At 38.0% G+C, this 18,633-nt stretch carries 20 protein-coding genes and 1 other annotated feature; of the genes, 2 read left to right on the forward strand and 18 right to left on the reverse strand.

Features of this window, described 5'->3' with window-relative positions:
• Positions 1-5 precede the first annotated feature (5 nt).
• The 15 genes from QSJ46_RS04555 to QSJ46_RS04625 all read right to left on the reverse strand — a co-directional run bounded on the left by QSJ46_RS04555 (position 6) and on the right by QSJ46_RS04625 (position 13,847).
• On the reverse strand, positions 6-512 hold the full coding sequence (locus QSJ46_RS04555; protein ID WP_285604349.1) for an LURP-one-related/scramblase family protein: 507 nt from the start codon (positions 510-512) through the stop codon (positions 6-8).
• 105 nt (positions 513-617) lie between these two features.
• Complete coding sequence (locus QSJ46_RS04560; RefSeq protein WP_047203091.1) at positions 618-959, reverse strand: darcynin family protein; 342 nt, start codon at positions 957-959, stop codon at positions 618-620.
• Between the two features lie 70 nt (positions 960-1,029).
• Entirely contained in the window at positions 1,030-1,620 is a 591-nt protein-coding gene (locus QSJ46_RS04565; RefSeq protein ID WP_285604350.1) for a Crp/Fnr family transcriptional regulator, read from the reverse strand.
• A gap of 149 nt (positions 1,621-1,769) precedes the next feature.
• A complete protein-coding gene (locus QSJ46_RS04570) occupies positions 1,770-2,618 on the reverse strand; it encodes an MBL fold metallo-hydrolase (RefSeq protein WP_285604351.1) in 849 nt (282 codons plus the stop codon).
• A gap of 176 nt (positions 2,619-2,794) precedes the next feature.
• A complete protein-coding gene (locus QSJ46_RS04575) occupies positions 2,795-3,124 on the reverse strand; it encodes a DNA cytosine methyltransferase (protein WP_052773113.1) in 330 nt (109 codons plus the stop codon).
• 669 nt (positions 3,125-3,793) lie between these two features.
• Positions 3,794-5,617: a hypothetical protein gene (locus QSJ46_RS04580; RefSeq protein ID WP_047203081.1), complete on the reverse strand. Its 1,824-nt coding sequence runs from the start codon at positions 5,615-5,617 to the stop codon at positions 3,794-3,796.
• A gap of 22 nt (positions 5,618-5,639) precedes the next feature.
• Positions 5,640-7,628, reverse strand: coding sequence for an AAA family ATPase (locus tag QSJ46_RS04585; protein ID WP_285604352.1), 1,989 nt, complete (start codon positions 7,626-7,628; stop codon positions 5,640-5,642).
• On the reverse strand, positions 7,628-8,278 hold the full coding sequence (locus tag QSJ46_RS04590) for a hypothetical protein (RefSeq protein ID WP_285604353.1): 651 nt from the start codon (positions 8,276-8,278) through the stop codon (positions 7,628-7,630). Before QSJ46_RS04590 ends, QSJ46_RS04585 begins: the two co-directional genes overlap by 1 nt.
• 318 nt (positions 8,279-8,596) lie before the next feature.
• On the reverse strand, positions 8,597-8,821 hold the full coding sequence (locus tag QSJ46_RS04595; protein WP_352230637.1) for a type I restriction enzyme endonuclease domain-containing protein: 225 nt from the start codon (positions 8,819-8,821) through the stop codon (positions 8,597-8,599).
• A 145-nt stretch (positions 8,822-8,966) separates the two neighbouring features.
• On the reverse strand, positions 8,967-9,446 hold the full coding sequence (rlmH, locus tag QSJ46_RS04600) for a 23S rRNA (pseudouridine(1915)-N(3))-methyltransferase RlmH (protein WP_003214880.1): 480 nt from the start codon (positions 9,444-9,446) through the stop codon (positions 8,967-8,969).
• Positions 9,447-9,526: 80 nt separating this feature from the next.
• Positions 9,527-9,697, reverse strand: coding sequence for a CxxH/CxxC protein (locus tag QSJ46_RS04605; protein ID WP_008360116.1), 171 nt, complete (start codon positions 9,695-9,697; stop codon positions 9,527-9,529).
• A gap of 161 nt (positions 9,698-9,858) precedes the next feature.
• A complete protein-coding gene (locus QSJ46_RS04610) occupies positions 9,859-10,689 on the reverse strand; it encodes an energy-coupling factor transporter transmembrane component T family protein (protein ID WP_285604355.1) in 831 nt (276 codons plus the stop codon).
• Entirely contained in the window at positions 10,680-12,395 is a 1,716-nt protein-coding gene (locus QSJ46_RS04615) for an ABC transporter ATP-binding protein (RefSeq protein ID WP_047203085.1), read from the reverse strand. The genes QSJ46_RS04610 and QSJ46_RS04615 overlap by 10 nt, the downstream gene beginning before the upstream one ends.
• Before the next feature lie 19 nt (positions 12,396-12,414).
• The gene (locus QSJ46_RS04620; RefSeq protein ID WP_285604356.1) at positions 12,415-12,972 is read right to left on the reverse strand and encodes an ECF-type riboflavin transporter substrate-binding protein; all 558 of its coding nucleotides are present in this window, start codon (positions 12,970-12,972) and stop codon (positions 12,415-12,417) included.
• Between the two features lie 14 nt (positions 12,973-12,986).
• Positions 12,987-13,847 carry an SAM hydrolase/SAM-dependent halogenase family protein gene (locus QSJ46_RS04625; RefSeq protein WP_041089455.1) on the reverse strand — a complete coding sequence of 287 codons (861 nt, stop codon included), beginning with the start codon at positions 13,845-13,847 and terminating at the stop codon, positions 12,987-12,989.
• A gap of 111 nt (positions 13,848-13,958) precedes the next feature.
• Positions 13,959-14,229 (reverse strand) — a binding site (T-box leader).
• A gap of 192 nt (positions 14,230-14,421) precedes the next feature.
• Between QSJ46_RS04625 and QSJ46_RS04630 the strand changes: the two genes are divergently transcribed.
• Both QSJ46_RS04630 and QSJ46_RS04635 read left to right on the forward strand, forming a co-directional pair.
• Positions 14,422-15,111: an ABC transporter permease subunit gene (locus tag QSJ46_RS04630; protein ID WP_039182821.1), complete on the forward strand. Its 690-nt coding sequence runs from the start codon at positions 14,422-14,424 to the stop codon at positions 15,109-15,111.
• A complete protein-coding gene (locus QSJ46_RS04635) occupies positions 15,112-15,993 on the forward strand; it encodes an ABC transporter ATP-binding protein (protein ID WP_212039500.1) in 882 nt (293 codons plus the stop codon). It begins immediately after the preceding gene.
• Between the two features lie 39 nt (positions 15,994-16,032).
• Here the strand turns inward: QSJ46_RS04635 and QSJ46_RS04640 are convergent, their stop codons facing one another.
• From QSJ46_RS04640 to QSJ46_RS04650, 3 genes are all read right to left on the reverse strand, one after another.
• Positions 16,033-16,497 (reverse strand): GNAT family N-acetyltransferase, encoded by a 465-nt coding sequence (locus QSJ46_RS04640; RefSeq protein ID WP_034283585.1) that lies wholly within the window; start codon positions 16,495-16,497, stop codon positions 16,033-16,035.
• A 68-nt stretch (positions 16,498-16,565) separates the two neighbouring features.
• Entirely contained in the window at positions 16,566-17,756 is a 1,191-nt protein-coding gene (locus QSJ46_RS04645) for a S1C family serine protease (RefSeq protein WP_390273471.1), read from the reverse strand.
• Between the two features lie 78 nt (positions 17,757-17,834).
• Entirely contained in the window at positions 17,835-18,629 is a 795-nt protein-coding gene (locus QSJ46_RS04650; protein ID WP_024424026.1) for an MBL fold metallo-hydrolase, read from the reverse strand.
• Between the last annotated feature and the right edge of the window lie 4 nt (positions 18,630-18,633).

Below are 18,633 nucleotides of genomic sequence, written 5' to 3' on the forward strand. Positions count from 1 at the left end.
ACTTATTAATTCGTCGTTGCCGACGACGAAGACCTAGACGCTGCTTCATCAGCCTTCACACAATCAATCGCAACAACGAGCGCAATCATCACAGGCTCCATCTCTTCTTTCAAAATATCAACCTTATAGCTGTCACCCCAAGTAAACCATTCCTTCTTCACCTGGCCGATCACTTCGCCGCTTTGCAGCACTTGGAAATTCATATCCCACCAGTTACCTTGCACTTCGATCCCAGCAGCATCAATTGAATATTTTGCTTTAAAAAACGTAAACTCTTTTTTAATCGTCAATACCTCTTGACCATCAACCTCTACTAAAAACTTCGGTAAAAAGGTAAACATTTTCTTCGTAATCACAGCGATTTCATCTCGTTCTGTATTCAAAATGGTAAACGTCTTCGGCATCTTCATAAAGCTGCCTTCGACTACATACACATCATTCTCCTGCTGATCCTTTACCGTAAACCTGCCACTCAGGCTAAATACTTTCTGCTTCATGTAAAGCTTTTTCATATGTACCTCCGATTCAGTTCAAAAATTTATCCGTTCTTACATTACCTCTGATTATACCAAAAAATAGAATGTACAAAAAACCACCTGATAGCAGGTAGTTTTCGATTACTGATCCATTTTCAGAGATTCTTTTTCATATGTTTGAAAAGCATTTTCCATTCCCATAATGACCTCTTTAATTTTGACATAACCACTTGTGTAAGGAATAGAATCTCTAATCTCTTCCCACATAAAATGATAGAACTTCAGGTCATCCGTTTCACACATCACAAAATCTGTGTAATCCTTACCTGGAAGAGCTTCAGCATCAAAAAAGCGCACCGTCACATGTTCCTCATATTTCTGCATCAACTCTTGCAGAGAAGCCGCATGGATTCTGCGCTCCTCTCGTGGTAAAGCAAGCCAAGATGGGTAGAACTCTAATAAAACAACCATCATATATTTCATCATCATACCCCCGATTCTTCTATGATGTGATGATTGTACGTCAGATCTAGAAAATGTGCATTAACATAGGTTAATGTTCAGCAGGATGGAGCAGCCGGCTCAGCGAAACCGGAGAAATACCAATATATGAGGCAATATGATATTGAGCGATACGTTGATGTAACCCGGGATATTTTAATAAAAACGCCTGATATCGCTCAATTGCCGGCAAATATAGCAGTTCCCTCTCACGCTCTTCCTTTCTCGTATACAGCCTTTCTACACTAACCCGAACAAACCGCTCCCACATATGACTTTTATCCATCAACATTTGAAGCAGATCATACGGAATTTCAATCACGATCGAATCCTCCATCGCTTCAATCGAATAAGGAGAAGGCTGCCCGTTAATCATACTTGCATAAGAAGTAGCAAAATCATCTTCCAACGTAAAAGCCACGTTGTACTCCCTTCCATCCGGTAACAAATAGAAGAGACGGAAGAGCCCCGTTATGCAGAAATAAGCATGCTTCACTGGATCGCCAGCCTTGATCATGCATGTACCCGCTTTTAATTGTTTAATCGTTGTTCCATCTTTGAAGGCTTGCCAATGATTTTGTTCGATTGGATATTTGGATATTTTGGTTTTGAAAGTGTCGTATGGGTCAGTTATTTTGTCCATCTGTTTTTTACCTCCTAATAAGGAAAACTCAAGCCTACTTGGGGATTTTTTTTATTATTAATGCTAAAAATAAGTCTGTCACAATACGTGATGCAAAAAAAGTCTCGTTTGAGGGAAATCACTCAAATGAGACTTTTTTTAGTGTTTATTTAATACCCATTTACAAAGTAAGCAATGGTTTCTAATTCATCTTCTTTCAGTTCTCTGTTCACGTAATGTTGATATTCTTTCGTGATTTTCTGCTTATCTCCACCACATAGATCAGTGAATTTCGCCATCATCCGAAGCTTGTCTCTTTCCTGACGAAACTCCTCTTTTGTCCACGGTCTTTGGTGTGAAGGAATATACGTATCGGCATCAAAAGCTTCTAACTCATCTAAAAGACGCAATATTTCTTTCACGGTATAATGAACTTTTTCGGCATACATCTTCGGATAAATGCAATCACCAAGAAAAAGGATTTTCTCTTCTTTCACATACACGATGACTGAATCCGCGGCATGATCGCCTCCAACATGTTGCACGACACAAGTAACCCCGCCAAGATCAATTTCCATCCGCTGGTCAAACGTCACATCCGGTAAAACAACCTGAATATCTCGATGATCCTGATATTCTTCTTTTATAGCCTTCGCGCAGAACTCAATCTCCGTTCCTTCCCTCACCCGCTCATCAATCGCCTCATCTGACCACGAAAACGGAAGAAGCTTCTCCATTTCCTTTCTGGTTTTTGCAGAAGCAATTGAAACCGAATCAGACAGCGCTGGCAGCCCAAAAATATGATCCCAATGCCAATGCGTGAGGACAACCAGATCGGGCTTGGCGTTCTCGTGTTTTAAGGTTTCTTTGATAAAGTATTTGGCATGATCTTCTGAATTACCAGCATCGATCATTAATGTTTTGTTATTGCCTGCGACCATGCCTAGGATGGGGCGGTCGGTGAGTGATACTGGTGTGATGTAGGAGAAGGTTTGGCCTATTTTTTTGATTGTATGCATGGTGTGCCTGCTTTCATTTGAATTTCTAATGTTATAAGTGCGCTATCCCAATTACTAATAACTTAATTTTTTGTCTACTTTCCTTTTTTTCAGATTAAAAAGAATGTTACTACGGGTCTTATGACTCGCAAACATCCTCTTTATTTATATCCTATACTCTTAATTACTCGAAGAAGTTATTTAATGGCCAATTCAAGTTCTATTTGATAATCTTTTTTACTCTTTATCAATGTATAGTAAGCCGCCCTAGCAATATGCCACCCCATAACAGGAGGTACAGCATTGCCAATCATCTTATATGCACTAGAGGCTGACACAACAAAGTTAAAATCATCTGGAAATGATTGAAGCCGTGCACACTCTCTAACAGAAAGACGTCTCCAACCATTCATATCCTCTTCATCATATGGTGTCTGAGTTCTATAATGTGCCTCTATATTTCCATGATGTTCTGCACGTATAGTACAAGATGGTTTATTCATGTATATACGATTATTACCTTGCATTTTTTTTCCCGGATAAAATTTTGCTTTTGAGTAATCTTTATTAGTGTCCTTCTATTATTTTATTTCTCAGTTTATCTATTTTCATTGAACCAGTATTTAACTCACCTTTTGACATCTTATCAACCTCGCTCTTTAATTTAATGAAAACTATTTTTATGATGCACACTTACTTGAAAGAAATCATTTACTTATGATAAGGCTCACCGTAACGATTTAAAGGCAGCGAAAAGTTTTGGATATATTTCATCTTATTAAAAGTACACAAAGAAGAAGGATAGAGAAATTTTTGAAAAAATCACCCCGAGCTGTTAAACGGGCAAAGGTGATTTTTCTTTTCTTTAAATATTTACCTAAAATATGCCGGACGCTCTTCATCAACCGAAAAACCAGGCCTAGGCGTTACCAGCACCTATAGTCTTGTAAATTATTGTGTTTTAAGTAGCTATATAAATCAAGATTAAGATTATTTAATACTTGAAACAAAACAATGCACCTGATCCGTGATCATTGTGTTCAATAGTTGAATGCCGGTGGTCGATATAGTTCTTATAGTATTGAGTTTATTCTTTAATATTATTTGTACTTTTTTATTCAATATTTAACCCTTACACTAAAGAGATTGTTGAATGACAACTCCTAATAACCCTGTGTATCTATCCGTTTTTTTCCTCATCTGTAAGTAGATTTGTCGCTTGGTAGTGGTTTATTGCCTGGTATAATCACAACTACAATATTATCCGGATATTTATTTTTCAAATCATACAACGGTTCTAAGTGGTCTAAATAAACTAATTCTCTTACATCATTTACTGGTTTATCTTTCTCATTTAAATCTAATAAAATAAAAATTCCGAGTTGTTGATATGAATAGATATATGAGTGCACTTGTTCTAAGTATTTCTCCCGTATACTTTCTCCAGATATTTTTTGTTTAGTCTTTTTTAGTTCAATTGGAAATGTATAATTATTTATTTTATATACTATATCTATTCTACCACCATCTGCAAAATTATTTACTTCTTCTGTTGCACCATAAGCAATAGGTGAATAATGGAAATGTTTGAGCAAACTATCTTGAAGATCTCTTTCGGAAGCCCTATCACCCTTTCCACCATGTTTCTCGGTATATAAATAGCCAAACACTTCATCCCTTTTATATCTAACAGTTAATATAAGATATCTTATAACCTCTTCTATTATCTGCATAAAAATCTGCAGTTTTTCGTTATTATAATTTGGCAGCTCTGTTCTAATAGATTTATATAATCTGTAAAACATCTCTTCTCCTACATCAAACCCTGTAATGTAACCATAATTATTTGCATGTTTTAACTCTGTGTACTGTGCTATTATTTTTAAAATATCATCCAGGCTTTCAATATCATGCGTCGTCTTAAATTTATCTACTATTTCTACAATTTTAGATTCTTTAGTATAACCTTGAATAAGGCTATCGATTTTTGCACATGTCTTAACAATATCCTCTTCATCTTTTTTTTTAACTTTTTTTCTTATTAGCTCTAACAGGTAATTCAAAAAAACATTTATATTATCATCAGAACTATAATTTGTTAATATATTGATAATTCTTTTTTCGTAATACTGAAAACTGTTTAAATACATATTTTGAACGATATTTATATTTATTTGTTGCTTTAGCTTAGAAAGTAACTTTTTTTGAAATTCGTTTCCTGAAAGCGAACATTCTATAATTTCATAATGATAGGTAGATAATTTGTTAAATTCATTATAAAAATCTACCCAAACATCATGACTATTCGTTGAATCAAAAACATTCTTTAAATTATATAAGACCTTATTTATTTTATATTCCAAAGCTAGTAAATTATCGTTCATATGAAATGCTTGTCTTGTATATGACGATTTAAATAACGAATTATATGATTCCTCTATCTGCTTCTCATTTGTTATAACAAAAGCCTCTATAAATTTACCAACATGATAAAAGTATTCTGCATCTGTCCTGTTCTCAATTTGATTTCTTGCATAATTAAAAAATAGTATACTTTTATTTAGAGAATCTACAAATTTCACCTTATTATCAAAAGTATTGCATTCTAAGAATTTTAATAGCCCTAATCTAAAATATGCTTCAGAGGATACTTCTGGGTCCTCGTGTCCCTTTAGGCTCTCTAACTTTCCTACAATGTCATTTTGCTCTTCAAAGAACATAGTTATGTACCTTAACATAGTAATAATTACAAATGAATCCTCTTCATTATCTATGTCTAACAACATGTCAAGTGCAGATACTCTTCTAATTTTTTTTATAGTTGTTAAAAAAATCAGTGTCTCAATAGATATTATTTTTATATAGCCCTCTTGCTCATTTTCTAGTATTTTTCTAAAAAACTTCTTTAACTCTCTTTCAGAGATGTTTTCTAAATTTCTTTCCTGAAAAAACCAATCTTCAATAAACGTTATTTTGTTGGGCATCTCCCAACTTATAAAGTCCTCATATGATATTCCCATAAATATCACCCTATATATATATTTAAAATACGCTTACCCCAGGTTCTCTTGAATCTACTTTCTCCGAAACACTAGCATTTTTTAAAGGTTCTAACGCTGTGCCAATAATTATTTGTAATTGGTTCCCAAAATTTTCTTCTAGCTGTTTAAATAATGAGGATAATCCTTCTAAGTCTTTGCTTATCACTTCTTCTTTCCCTGGAGAATCAATTATAAGCAGTCTAGGATGCCGCCCTACAGAATATTTAATATCTAACTGTATTAAACTTATGAAGAAAGCTATTTTTGCTCTTAATTGTTCACCTTCATTTAGTTCATTAAATTTAGTTAGCTCCCCGTTTTGTAAATACTGAATATCTAAGTTTTCATTTATAATTACATCAGTAACACTAGCTAATCCAAATGTATTAAGTTGGCCTAAAATAAGTGTCTTAAAACTTTTTAGAATGCTTTCACTCATTCTATGTCTTATAGAATTCAAATAACCTATAGCAGAATTAAGAACATCTATAGTGTTATTAATATTATCTGGAGTAAAGTCATCATCTTGTGTGTTTAAATCTTTTATCTTAATTTCTAATGCTAGTTTTTCCTCAATGAGATTTGCTAATAATTCGATATCTTCTTCTGCAAAATCTACTTTATTAAATTCATTTTCCATATTTTCTAGTTCACGCATTTTCACATCTTTCTCTTTTTCTTTATCTAGACTTTCTTTAACTAGCAATTCAAATCCTTCGTTTAATTTTCCAAGTTGTTCATTTAGTTCCTTTAATTTATGCTCCATCATTTCCTTTTGATCTTCATCAATATCAGACATCTCACTCTCACAAAGCATACACCTATGTTCATTTTTTTCTATTGATTTCTTTTCAGGTTCAATATCATGATCACACCGCGGGCAAATCTTGACTTCTAAGTTACTAAAAAACATTCCGAATTCTATTTCTTCTTCTAATCTACTAATTTGCTTAGTTAATTGATTTTTTTGTTTTGCAATCTCTTCTTTATGAATATTAAGACTGTTTATTTCATCATCAAAATATTTAATTCGATCAACCAATTCTTTATATTGTTTTATGCTATAACTTTTTTGAAAAGACTTAATTTGATACTGTTTTAAAGCATCAATTTCATTGTTTATTTTGGCTAATTTAGATTTTAATTCTGTATCATTAATAGGAGTTTTTTTTGCATTTAAAACAAATTCTTGTTTTTGGAGTTTATTTTGAAATTGATCCCTGGAAATTTTCAAGGAATTAATAGCAGAAGTTAATTGAAGCCCCAACAACATTTCGAAGATTTTTTTTCCCTGTCCACCAAAATCCTCACTAATAAATAAAACGTTATAGTCTTTTGACTCTAAATAAATAGACTTATAATAAGTTTTCCAAGAGGTTTTATTTTCTATTAAATCAATAGTATGTTTATTACCACTAGTCCATTTCAAACTATAATAAGAAAACTCATCAAAAAAGAATTTTTCCATATTTTCTTTAAAATTTATCTCAGTATTTGCTTCAAAATGTATTAGATGAGATTCTAGTGGTAACTGTTGATCAAAATGTGTAATCAAATTATCTAAATTAGTTCTATAAAGGCCACTTATAGTCCGTTTGCCTGTTAAGTTGATATATGTTGTATAAGTAACACTTCCAATGCTGAATTCTAGAAATATTATATGTAGCCATCTCAACACATCATTTTTTATAGAACTTTTATCCCCTGTAATAGCAAATTTGATTATTTTAAATATTGAAGATTTACCTTTACTGTTATCTGCAAAAATTACATTTACCCCTTTATCGAATTCTTTTTCATAATCAATAATCTCATCATTGTTTTTTTTCCCATGGATTTTTAATTTATTTATCACCAAGCTTTTACCAAGTGAGTTGGGACTATCTTTCTCATACTCGTCTAATGATACTATGTTTTTAATTTCTTCGTATGTGAATTTATCACTATATTTATTATGTAAGTAATCTACAAAATCCCCAAAGTAAAACATTAAAGTTCCTCCCCATATATCTTTTTATATTTTTCTCTCACATCATGATGAATCCCTTGAATATATTGATTAATCGGTGTTGTTCTATATTGGTCATATTCATATTGTCTAGTTTTTAATTCTGTTCCTGAAAGATCTCCAAAAAACTCTTTGATTAACAACATTCTTTGTTGATACCAAACTACATTCTCTACATTTTGTAAGATATCTTTCTCAATTTTGTCTATACCATACTGACTGAGATAATATATCTTATCAAATACCCTACCTGATACATTTCTTTTACTTTCAAATTTAATGAATCCAAAAGAGACTAAAAAGGAAATAATATGATCTATTTCTTCATAGGCACCAAAAAAGTACCTTAACATATCCTCTCGCCTTAATTCTGGCTCATTTGAACTAAAAATTAATTTTACATGTTGTTTAATTTGGTCTTTATTAATGTTTTCTTCTACTACTAAATTTAACAATTCATTTGCTAAGTAATCTGGGTATCTAACCAAAAAATCAATTTTCTGAATTTTCACTTCGCTTTTAAATACTTTTAAATATTCAGGATATAAATCAGAAGATTCATCAATTTCTTTAGAAAAATAGTAAAAAATCAATAAGATTCTAAGTTTATCTCTATAAGTGTTTTTGTTCATAGGATCCACCTCTATATAATATTACTATTAGTCTACCATACAATAATTTCCCAATGTAAAAAAAAGGTTTAGTGAAAATTAAATAATAAGGTTTTTCAGATTTTATTATTTATTCTTTTAGTTCTTTCTCTTAGCCATTTTTGCACTTTTCTCCTTTATTCTCTTTGTATAGTCTTCTATGGTTGCATTCCTTACAATATATTTTCAGTTAACTAAGGGGGTAAGTTCACAACTAACCCTTACTATATCCGTAATGCCTGTAAAAAAGAGTCTACATAAAATCTGTAGACTCTCGATGCGATAATAAACCTATGCATTCTATGGCCAATCTTTATACTGCTCTTTCGCTTCTTCCATAATAGCTTTTGTAATGAATACTAGTTGCTGTCCTTTAATTCCCTCGTTCATTAAAACTTTTTTAACTGCCATGTTTACCTTGGCATAGATATTCTTCCGGTGCTCTCTAGTCCAGTCCTGACTTAAGTTCTTCTTCAATTCTTTACAGTTACTTGTAGCGTCTATCAAAAAAATCGATGTAAGCAATAAAAAGTTAAAAGATATTCAATTTTCTTTTATTGCTCATATCCCTGAAAGTAGTAGGAGTGTAGGTGACTCCTCCCTACATAATATGATCACTAACAACTCACCCCTCATACTTAGGGGATTATATTTTTAAAAAAACCGCTACCTATTTGTGGTAAGGCTCCCCCCGCACAATCCGAAACGCCCGATAAATCTGCTCCACCAACACCAACCTCATCAACTGATGCGGGAACGTCATCCTCGAAAACGATAACTTCTCATTCGCGCGCTGCATGACAGCATCACTTAAGCCAAGGGATCCGCCTATGACGAAACATACTTTGCTTTTTCCGTATGTTGCCAGCTTATCTATTGTATCGGCTAATTCTTCGGAACTTTTCATTTTTCCTTCGATGGCGAGGGCGATGACGTGGGCGTCTGGGTTGATTTTGCTTAGGATGCGTTCGCCTTCTTTGTCTTTGATGATTTTCATGTCTTGATCGCTGAGATTCTCTGGCGCTTTTTCGTCCGCGAGCTCAATGATTTCGATTTTTGCATAGGCTTGTAATCGTTTTGTGTATTCGGCTATGCCTTGCTTTAAATATTTCTCTTTTAATTTTCCTACTGTGATAATTGATATATTCACAGGTCATCCCCACCTTAAGAACAAGTTATTCATATAAGTTATCAACAATTGTGGATAAAATTTGTGTATTTTGTGTCCGATCATTCGTTCCCCACTATATATATTGCAGGTTCATCGCACAATTCACAGGTTGTGGATAAGCTGTGTGTATGTTCGATTTTTCTGAATTCTGGTGGCGTTTCATGGTCATCTATGTACATGTCTAGTACGGTTTCTATATGTTCTGCGCAAGCATAAAGTGATTTGTTCATAAGTTTCTAATTCCTCCAATATGTTGTCTCGTTATTCACAAGTGTTTCGCTCATTGTTCAATATAACCGATTTATTCACATGTTAATAGTCTTTTACCATTTTCCACACCTTTTATCCACAAACCAAATAAAAAAGCCTCCACTCCTGTGAAGGCTTCTTTCTATAAAAACGGATTATAAAATCTCGTTCCTCTAACAAATGTAATCACTAGCGACACGATCAGCACCACACCAACAAATATGAACGCCACATAATCTGCTTTTTGAAAGTCTTTTGCCGTAAACCATGTTCTCTTTTTATGCTTCCCAAACCCGCGCAGCTCCATCGCATTGCTGATCGTTTCAATCCGCTCTAGGCTAGAAAATATCAGCGGTATCACAATCGACAGCGCATTTTTGATTCGTTTCCCCAGTTTTTCATTCTTCGATAAATCAATGCCTCTTGCTTGCTGAGAAATCGCGATCGTGCGAAAATCCCGCTGAATATCTGGAATATAGCGCAAGGCAATCGCTACCGCATAGGAAATCCGGTAGCTGACCCCAATTCTGCTGAGCGATGAGGCGAATTCACTTGGATTTGTTGTCACAATAAATAAAAGCGCTGCTGGCATCACGGTCACGTATTTTAGCGTAATGTTCAACTGATAGAAAAGCTGTTCAAGTGTGACGTTGTACCAGCCGGCAATATGAAACAGCTCATGCTTTGCTCCGTAGATGGCGACACCTTGCTGAGGCGCAAAGATGTAAATGGCGATGTTATTAATCACTAGGAAAATCGCCAGGACGATCACCACGAAGGAAATATCACGAAATCGTACGTTTGATAGCTGAAAGAATACGATACTGGCGGCTAACATAAACACTAAAACGCCTGTATCATACGTGAGCATCGCTGCGGATGACCAGAGGATAAAGCAAATGAGTTTGGTTGCACCTGTCAGCCGGTGAATCGGCGACGGGCGGTCGATATAGGACAGCATGTCTACAGCCATGTCATTCGTTCCTTTCTGTCAACCTCGATGAAGCGATCCACGAGTTCATTTGGATTCGGCCAATCAGCTTTCAGCGCCAGTTCATACAGCGATGTTTCCTTTAAGCTCGCCTTTTGGACAAGCAGCTGATCTGTCAGCACTTTGGCTGGTGTATCATCTGCGATTTTTTCTCCATCTGAAATGACAATGGTTCTTGTTGTGTATTCTAGCATTAAGTGCATATCATGGGTGATCATGAAAATCGTGACACCCTGCTGATTTAATTGCTCTAAAAACGTCATCATCTCTGTGTAATGTTTAAAGTCCTGTCCTGCGGTTGGTTCATCTAGGATGAGGATTTCTGGCTCTAATACAAGAATTGACGCAATGGTGACGCGTTTTTTCTGTCCAAAGCTGAGCGCTGAGACCGGCCAGTTCCGAAATGGATACAGCCCACACACTTTCAGGACTCGCTCCACCCGTTCCTTGATCTCGTCTTCCTTTACCCCTCTTAAAACGAGACCGAGTGCGACTTCATCAAAGATCATTTGTTTTGAAATCATTTGATTGGGGTTTTGCATGACGACGCCGATTCGTTCGGAGCGCTGTTTGATCGTATCTCCTGTGATGTCATCACCATTTAACAGAATTGAGCCTTTCGTTGGCTTTTCAAACGCACAGAGCACCTTAGATAATGTCGTCTTGCCTGCGCCATTGGCTCCTGCGATGCTGATCATTTCTCCTTTTTTGACGGTAAAAGAGATGTTGCTCAGCGTGTTTGGTCTTGTTGGATAATCAAAACTCAGCTCGCGCACTTCTAGTAAATCCTGTGCTGCAATCTGCTCTACTGACGGCTCAGACGCTTCCATCCACTGCTCGATTTTCTCTTTTGCCTCATCGTCTAAGGTGAGACGCTGTAAATCAGCGATTTGATCTCCTGGCGCGACCGGAATGCCTGCATATTTCATCGCCTTTACATATAAAGGCTCACGTAAATACGCCGCTTCTAGAACATTTGAGGCGAGCAATTCATCTGGTGTCATATCCGCTACAATCGTTCCTTCATTGACAACGATTATGCGGTCCACATGACGGAAGAGGACGTCTTCTAATCGGTGCTCAACCATCACAATGGTTTTTTTCGTTTGTTTTTGCAGCCGATCAATGAGGTCGATGACTTCTTTACCTGTTGCGGGGTCAAGGCTTGCAAGTGGTTCATCAAACAGTAAAATGTCGACATCGTTGACCAGTACGCCCGCAATGGCGACACGTTGTTTTTGTCCGCCTGACAGCTCATGCACGGATGATGCCAGCTTGCCGTCTACCTCTGTTAATCTAGCTGCTTCCTCGACACGTGTTTTCATTTCTTCTCGTGTGACTTGATCATTTTCAAGCGTGAATGCGATATCTTCTCCAACGGTCAACCCTATGAATTGTCCATCAGGGTCCTGAAGCACCGTTCCGACAAGCTGTGAGAGGGAGAAAATGTTCTCTTTCTCTGCATTTTTCCCGCCGATGTGAAGACTTCCTTCCATAGAACCTTTATAAGACGCAGGAACTAGCCCATTGATACAATGGGCTAGTGTGCTTTTTCCCGATCCAGACGGGCCTGCGATGAGAACTTTTTCTCCTTCATAGATGGTCAGGTTGATATCCTTTAATGTTGGTTCTGCCTGACTGCGATACTTGAATCCGAAATGTTCGAATTGAATCATCGGTTTCTTCATTTATGTGTTCCACCTTGCTTCATGATGTTTCTTTCGATAGACTGCCGCTTTTGCTTCTCGTTTTTGCATAGGCTGCAATGATGATGGTTCCTAGTACACCAACTGTGATGATGTTCGATAGACCAGCAACAAAACCTTGGAAGAATGCTTTGTTTACTGGTTCTGCATAAATAGCTACATCAAGCGTTGGTGCAATAACAAACCAGCCAAGTGCCTGCACACTTATTTGCACTACATTAAAGAATGCGATCTTTTTCCACCCAAAGTCTCCCTCTTCTACTTTTAAACGGTTAGAAATAAAGCCGATCAATAAACCAACCACACCCGAAACAATAATCCAGCTCCACCAAGGGCCAAATGTGGTCGCATCTTTAATGAGATGGCCAATAAAACCAATCAGTGCGCCTGCAACAGGACCAAATAGCACGGCCATTAATGCAAGGAATGCGTATGAGGTTTCAATTTGTGTATTCGGAATTCCAGTTGGAATGGAGACAAATCGTCCTAAAATCACAAAGACGGCTGCGCCAATTCCAATAGCAACGACAGTTTTCGTTGAAAGTTGTTTTCCTGCCATGATGTATCCTCCTCTTATTCGTATATAATGCGCGGAGCTTTGCGAATCGAAAGGCGCCAGCCTGTGCCTGTACCGATGTTATAAGCCTTTGCAAATGACCCTTGATTGATCGCCACGCCTAAATGGTCGAGTGAATTGACATATACGAGTGGTTCGCCTACCTTTAAGTCGGCAAAAGATCGTCCATAGGTCATGATATTTTTATACACATTTTTCGGCCCGTTGGCAATGGTAACTTCTATTGCATCCCCATAATTAATTGAAAGCTGTTCAAATAGCGTGTGATGAATGTTTGTCCATAGGTTTCCGAATCTCACATCTAAAATATCAATCGTCCCTGTGATCACATCTTCTTCCGCATATGCCTGTACGACTGGAAGATGGATAATATCATCAATATTCGCCTTTGGCCCAACCTCTTCAAAAGAAATCACACCTGATGCAATTCTCGCCCCTGTATAAGCGTATATGTCTCTCCCGTGGAAAGTATGTGATTTTCCCGACTTTGGCAGCCGGTTAATGGTTTCATCTAAATAACGGGCTTCCACAATGCCAATATCCTGCGCGACGTGCGTGAGTGTCCCGTTATCTGGGGTAATGATATAGTGTGAGCTTGTCGTTTTGACAACAAGACTTTTTCTCTCTGACCCAACACCCGGGTCAACGACGGAAACGAATACCGTCTCTTCCGGCCAGTATGTGACGGTTTGAAGCAGACGATACGAAGCTTCCCAAATGTCATACTGCGGAATATTGTGTGTTAAATCAAAAATGCGGATCCTGCTGCTGACCGTATTTGCCACTCCGTACATTGCACTGACAGCTCCATCATCAATGCCGAAATCTGATTGTAAAACCAATGCATGTTCACTCATGTCAATCTCCCTTTCATTTGAAAAAATGGATGTGGTGTTTCACGTGGAACATTTGAACAATTGTATGAAAAAAAGTGGACAATAAAAAATACCCCATCCTTATCTTTGAATCATAAGGACGAGGTATTTGTCTCGTGGTACCACCTTTATTTACTGTTTGCTCGCGCTAAACAGCCTCTACAAGTACAAAGCTCCAATCTGGCTCATATACTGTGGTTTTGATAACGAGTACCAACTCTCGTCGTCACCTACTAATATCATAGATATGTTCAGCACGAGGCTCAGAGACCATTTTTCGAATCATTATTTTTGCTTCTTTTCAGCTGCCGAAGCTCTCTGTGGAAAAATTGATGATTGTACTTTCTCTCGTCATTGCCTGTATAATTATCTTGAATTAAAGCTATCATACATGATGTTTTTTCATAAATCAAGATATTTTTCTGAACATTTTTAAAAATGAGTCAACTGGTGCTGGAAGAGTCTTCTTTTTATGAAATTTAAACAAATGTTAAAGAGCAAGATATGGTCTCTTTCTTTTCTAGGGGTATAATAAAGGTGAAGGGAGGTACAGCATGTGTGGACCATTTGTATGAATGAGTTTAAGCAGCTCTTCAAAAGCACAAAATCTATTTTAACAATTGTTATTATTTTCATTTTATCTACTTTTGTTTCAAGTCTTCCGTTTATCGCTGCTCATCAGGAACAATGGGAGCTGGCAAAGGATCCTTATTCTATTGGGAATGAACTGGTGATTTCTTTATTTGGTTTCTTCCTTATTTTTTTGTTGTCTCATGATATTTTGAGCCGCGAGATTCATTTGAAAACCATTCGTTTTCTCGTCAGTAAAACAACCCGTTTGAACATCATCATCGGGAAATATCTTGGACTGATGCTGTTTTGGCTTAGCTGTATTATGACGACATATGTCCTGAATATGGTGATTTCACACCGTTTTCTGTTCTCTGATGCGTTAAAAATCTTAACCTTTATCAGTGTCGGTATCTCATGTGCTTTATTTTTATCCATGCTCTTTCCAACACCGCAAAAATCAATGTTTGTCGGCATGTTGTTTTCCTTTCTTTTCCCAATCGTCAGTATGATTTCTGTTCTTTCTTCAGAACGAATGATTCATTGGTTCCAATATATGACGCCTTATTATTATGCGCGCTGGAGTGAACCGCTGACCTACGTCCTAATGAACACGGCATTGACCGTTATCTTACTCATTGGAACTGCACTGCTGTTTCAAAGGAGGGATGTGTAGATGCTTCATACAAAAGGGCTCACAAAAAAATATCGTACAAAAGTCGCAATAGATGATATTAATCTTGATGTCAATCAAGGCGATATCTTCGGACTCATTGGACCAAAGGGATCTGGTAAGACGACGTTTTTCAATATTATTACCGGAATCTCCCGCCCTACCTCTGGTACGTTTACAGTGATGAATAAGCCTTCGCTAAAAAAAGTGAGGCAGCATATCGGTGTTCTGCCTGAATATACGGATCTATATGAAGGTCTTACGGCTCTTGAGCATATTGCCTATTTATCAAAAATCACCGGAACACGCCAGAAAACGAGTGATTATGAAGAACTGCTAGAATTTGTCGGCTTACATCATGATCATCAGGAGAAGGTCGGTACCTTCACACCTGGTATGAAAAAGCGGCTTGGAATGGCGCAGGCCATTGCCCATCAGCCGGAATTTATTTTACTCGACGAGCCCTTTGCCGATATTGATGCAGATTCGATCTTGCACATCCAGCGGGTCATTGAAGCATTAAAGGATGAAGGAAAAACCGTCTTTTTAACAGCTGACCGCCCAAGGTTCACCAATAGTATTTGTACCAAAACTGCATTCATTTCTGAAGGAAAATTAGTGTCCCCACATACTCATCCTCAAGAGAAAACCATCACATCCTCAAACATACGTGCAACCTTCAAGCATGCATGGATTGATGATGAGGTGAAACCTGTTCTCACGCAGTACCTACAAACTGTCGGAACAGATCTTGTGATCAGTGATGACGAGACCTCATTGTTAATTCGTTCAGAAGCTCAAGTTCCAGCGATCATTCGCGCTTTCGTGAAGTGTAAAGTCGATTTATACAGAGTCACGGCTCAGGATGCCATGATGTCCTCATAAAAAAGTACCGTACGCTTTCTGCACGGTACTTCTTCTTTTTTATAAAGGTTTGCTCATGTAAATGCCGGTTTCTGCAAATCCCGTTTTTTCGTACAGCGAACGGGCGATTTGATTGTGAGCAAAGACATGAAGCGAAAGTTTTTGCACACCTAATGACTTTGCCTGCTCTTCTAATGCAGCAATGGCCTGCTTTGCAAAGCCTTTTCCTCGATAAGCTTCAAACAAAATAAAGTTATAAATAAATCCTTCATGCTGTGGGTGATTCGGGTCATAGCAAAGCCAAACCCAGCCAATCGCTTCATCTCCGTTTAAGAAATTCCACAGCTCATGATGCTCTGTCTGAAGTCCTTCTGGAAGAAGCCTGTCAAATTGTTCTTCTGCGTTCGCAAGTGATTCTTCCTTTTCCCATGTCCCTGCGAGTACCTTTTCTTCCGCGTACCGCTGAATGGCCTTCTCCATCAATACATCGTAATCGGTTTGTGACATCCGTTGTAGTGTAACCAATCGTACCGCCCCCTTTCCTTTATCATATGATGAGCATGCAAAAAAAACCAGTCCCTTGCTGGAACTGGTTAGCCGCCATATCGGTCGGTTTGAGAAAGTTTGATCTCTGCTGATTTTTTCTTCCCGCTTCGGTAAAATTGCATTCTTACCTTATCGCCGACCTTCTTTTGATATAAGTATTTACGAAGATCTACGATATTCTGTACACTTTTTCCATCAAAGGAGGTCACGACATCCAGCTCTTTTAGTCCTGCTTTTCCTGCTGGAGATAAAGGCTCAACACTCATGACAACAACCCCAGATGTGACCTTGGATGGCAGCTTCAATGTTTCCTGCCAGTGGTAACTCGCAATATCCGCTAATGATTTCATTCCGACGCCAAGATACGGACGCTTCACCTCTCCGTAGCGCTCTAAATCCTCTATGACAGGGATAACCAAATTCGCTGGAATGGACAGCCCGATTCCTTCTACCTCTGATTCAGCAATCTTCATTGAGTTGATGCCGATCACCTTTCCGTCCATATTGATCAAGGCACCACCGCTGTTTCCAGGATTGATGGCGGCGTCTGTTTGCAGTACTTCTGCATTCCAATCCGTTTGTCCGTCTCCATTTGAGTCGACAGGGATCGCTCGCTCCGTGCCCGAAATGACCCCTTGTGTGACAGAGCCTGCGAATTCAAGCCCTAATGGATTTCCAATGGCGATGACTGGCTCACCCGGCTTCACATGATCTGAGTTACCGAAGGCTGCCGTTTTCTTGATTTTATCACTTTTGACAGTGAGAACTGCTAAATCCATGAGCTGATCACTGCCGACAAGATTGGCACCAATTCTTGTCCCATCATGAAGGCTCACTTCAAGCTGGTTGGCACCTTTGATGACGTGATGGTTTGTCACAATATAAAACGTGTCACCCTTTTTTTTATAAATCACACCTGACCCGCTACCTGCTTCTCCGCCTTCCTCCCAAAAGCTCGACTTTTGGATATTAATGACGCCGACCACCGTATCTGACATATTAGACACCACTTTCGTGACAGCATCATTGACGTTCACATTCACAGTTTTTAAAGGGCCCTGAGATGTTTGTCCATCACCGTTCTGCTGCCATCCAAAAGGACTGCCGCTCTGTCCAGATACATAGGGGAAAAAGAATCCCATTAAAAAAGCTCCTACCAATACACCGATCAAACCAGAAAGAAAATATCCTTTTCTGCTTCGTCTCGGCTTCCACTCTACATCGCGATAATCCACTATGTTTCCTTCCTTTCAGTGAATAGATGATGTATATAGTGTTGGTAAGAAGCTCTTATCTTAATCATACGATTGTAAAAATCATACGGCGCAAAGCGGGGTTGCTTTTTTCGGGTCCGTATCAAATAAATCAAAGCCGTCCCCAACAACAAAGCCCTTCATTTCAAGCGTCTGCTGGACCGCCATACGGGCTAAATCCTTCATGTTGTTGTCTTGACTCAAGTGAGCCAAATAAATGCGTGAGGTGGCATCTCCAATTACATCTGTCATCGCCAGAGCAGCATCTTCATTTGATACATGTCCGACATCGCTCAGAATTCTGCGCTTAATGCTCCATGGGTATCGGCCCATTTGCAGCATCCCGACATCATGATTGCTCTCAAACACAAACGTATTGGCTGACTTAATAATGCCTTTCATGCGGTCACTCACATAGCCTGTATCCGTCATGAGCGCAAGTTTGCGCCCTCCATAATGGAATACGTAAAACATGGGCTCTGCCGCATCGTGTGAGACGCCAAATGACTCGACATCAAGACCGCCAAAGGATTGAACGGTCTCCATATCAAAATGGAATTTCTGCTCTGTATCAATTTTTCCGATATGAGACTCCATTGCCTTCCATGTTTTCGCATTTGCATAGACAGGAAGCTTGTACTTTCTTGCCATGACACCAAGCCCTTTAATATGATCGGAGTGCTCGTGTGTCACAAAAATGCCGTCCAAGTCTTCAGGCTTGCGGTCGATTTGGCCAAGTAGCTCGACCATCTGTTTGCCGCTTAAACCAGCATCGACCAAAAAGGCATGCTCGTCTGTTTCTAAATAAAAAGCGTTCCCCGTACTTCCGCTCGCTAGTACACTGAACTGCAAGCTCATGTTC

It is taken from the genome of Bacillus sp. YKCMOAS1, from assembly GCF_030268125.1.
Taxonomy (GTDB): Bacteria; Bacillota; Bacilli; order Bacillales; family Bacillaceae; genus Bacillus; species Bacillus safensis.

What these genes read in the sequence shown, in the direction of transcription:
- QSJ46_RS04555 (WP_285604349.1), bottom strand. Translation starts at nt 512, where the DNA reads ATGAAAAAGCTTTACATGAAGCAGAAAGTATTTAGCCTGAGTGGCAGG.
- QSJ46_RS04560 (WP_047203091.1), bottom strand. Translation starts at nt 959, where the DNA reads ATGAAATATATGATGGTTGTTTTATTAGAGTTCTACCCATCTTGGCTT.
- QSJ46_RS04565 (WP_285604350.1), bottom strand. Translation starts at nt 1,620, where the DNA reads ATGGACAAAATAACTGACCCATACGACACTTTCAAAACCAAAATATCC.
- QSJ46_RS04570 (WP_285604351.1), bottom strand. Translation starts at nt 2,618, where the DNA reads ATGCATACAATCAAAAAAATAGGCCAAACCTTCTCCTACATCACACCA.
- QSJ46_RS04575 (WP_052773113.1), bottom strand. Translation starts at nt 3,124, where the DNA reads ATGCAAGGTAATAATCGTATATACATGAATAAACCATCTTGTACTATA.
- QSJ46_RS04580 (WP_047203081.1), bottom strand. Translation starts at nt 5,617, where the DNA reads ATGGGAATATCATATGAGGACTTTATAAGTTGGGAGATGCCCAACAAA.
- QSJ46_RS04585 (WP_285604352.1), bottom strand. Translation starts at nt 7,628, where the DNA reads ATGTTTTACTTTGGGGATTTTGTAGATTACTTACATAATAAATATAGT.
- QSJ46_RS04590 (WP_285604353.1), bottom strand. Translation starts at nt 8,278, where the DNA reads ATGAACAAAAACACTTATAGAGATAAACTTAGAATCTTATTGATTTTT.
- QSJ46_RS04605 (WP_008360116.1), bottom strand. Translation starts at nt 9,697, where the DNA reads ATGAACAAATCACTTTATGCTTGCGCAGAACATATAGAAACCGTACTA.
- QSJ46_RS04610 (WP_285604355.1), bottom strand. Translation starts at nt 10,689, where the DNA reads ATGGCTGTAGACATGCTGTCCTATATCGACCGCCCGTCGCCGATTCAC.
- QSJ46_RS04615 (WP_047203085.1), bottom strand. Translation starts at nt 12,395, where the DNA reads ATGAAGAAACCGATGATTCAATTCGAACATTTCGGATTCAAGTATCGC.
- QSJ46_RS04620 (WP_285604356.1), bottom strand. Translation starts at nt 12,972, where the DNA reads ATGGCAGGAAAACAACTTTCAACGAAAACTGTCGTTGCTATTGGAATT.
- QSJ46_RS04625 (WP_041089455.1), bottom strand. Translation starts at nt 13,847, where the DNA reads ATGAGTGAACATGCATTGGTTTTACAATCAGATTTCGGCATTGATGAT.
- QSJ46_RS04635 (WP_212039500.1), top strand. Translation starts at nt 15,112, where the DNA reads ATGCTTCATACAAAAGGGCTCACAAAAAAATATCGTACAAAAGTCGCA.
- QSJ46_RS04650 (WP_024424026.1), bottom strand. Translation starts at nt 18,629, where the DNA reads ATGAGCTTGCAGTTCAGTGTACTAGCGAGCGGAAGTACGGGGAACGCT.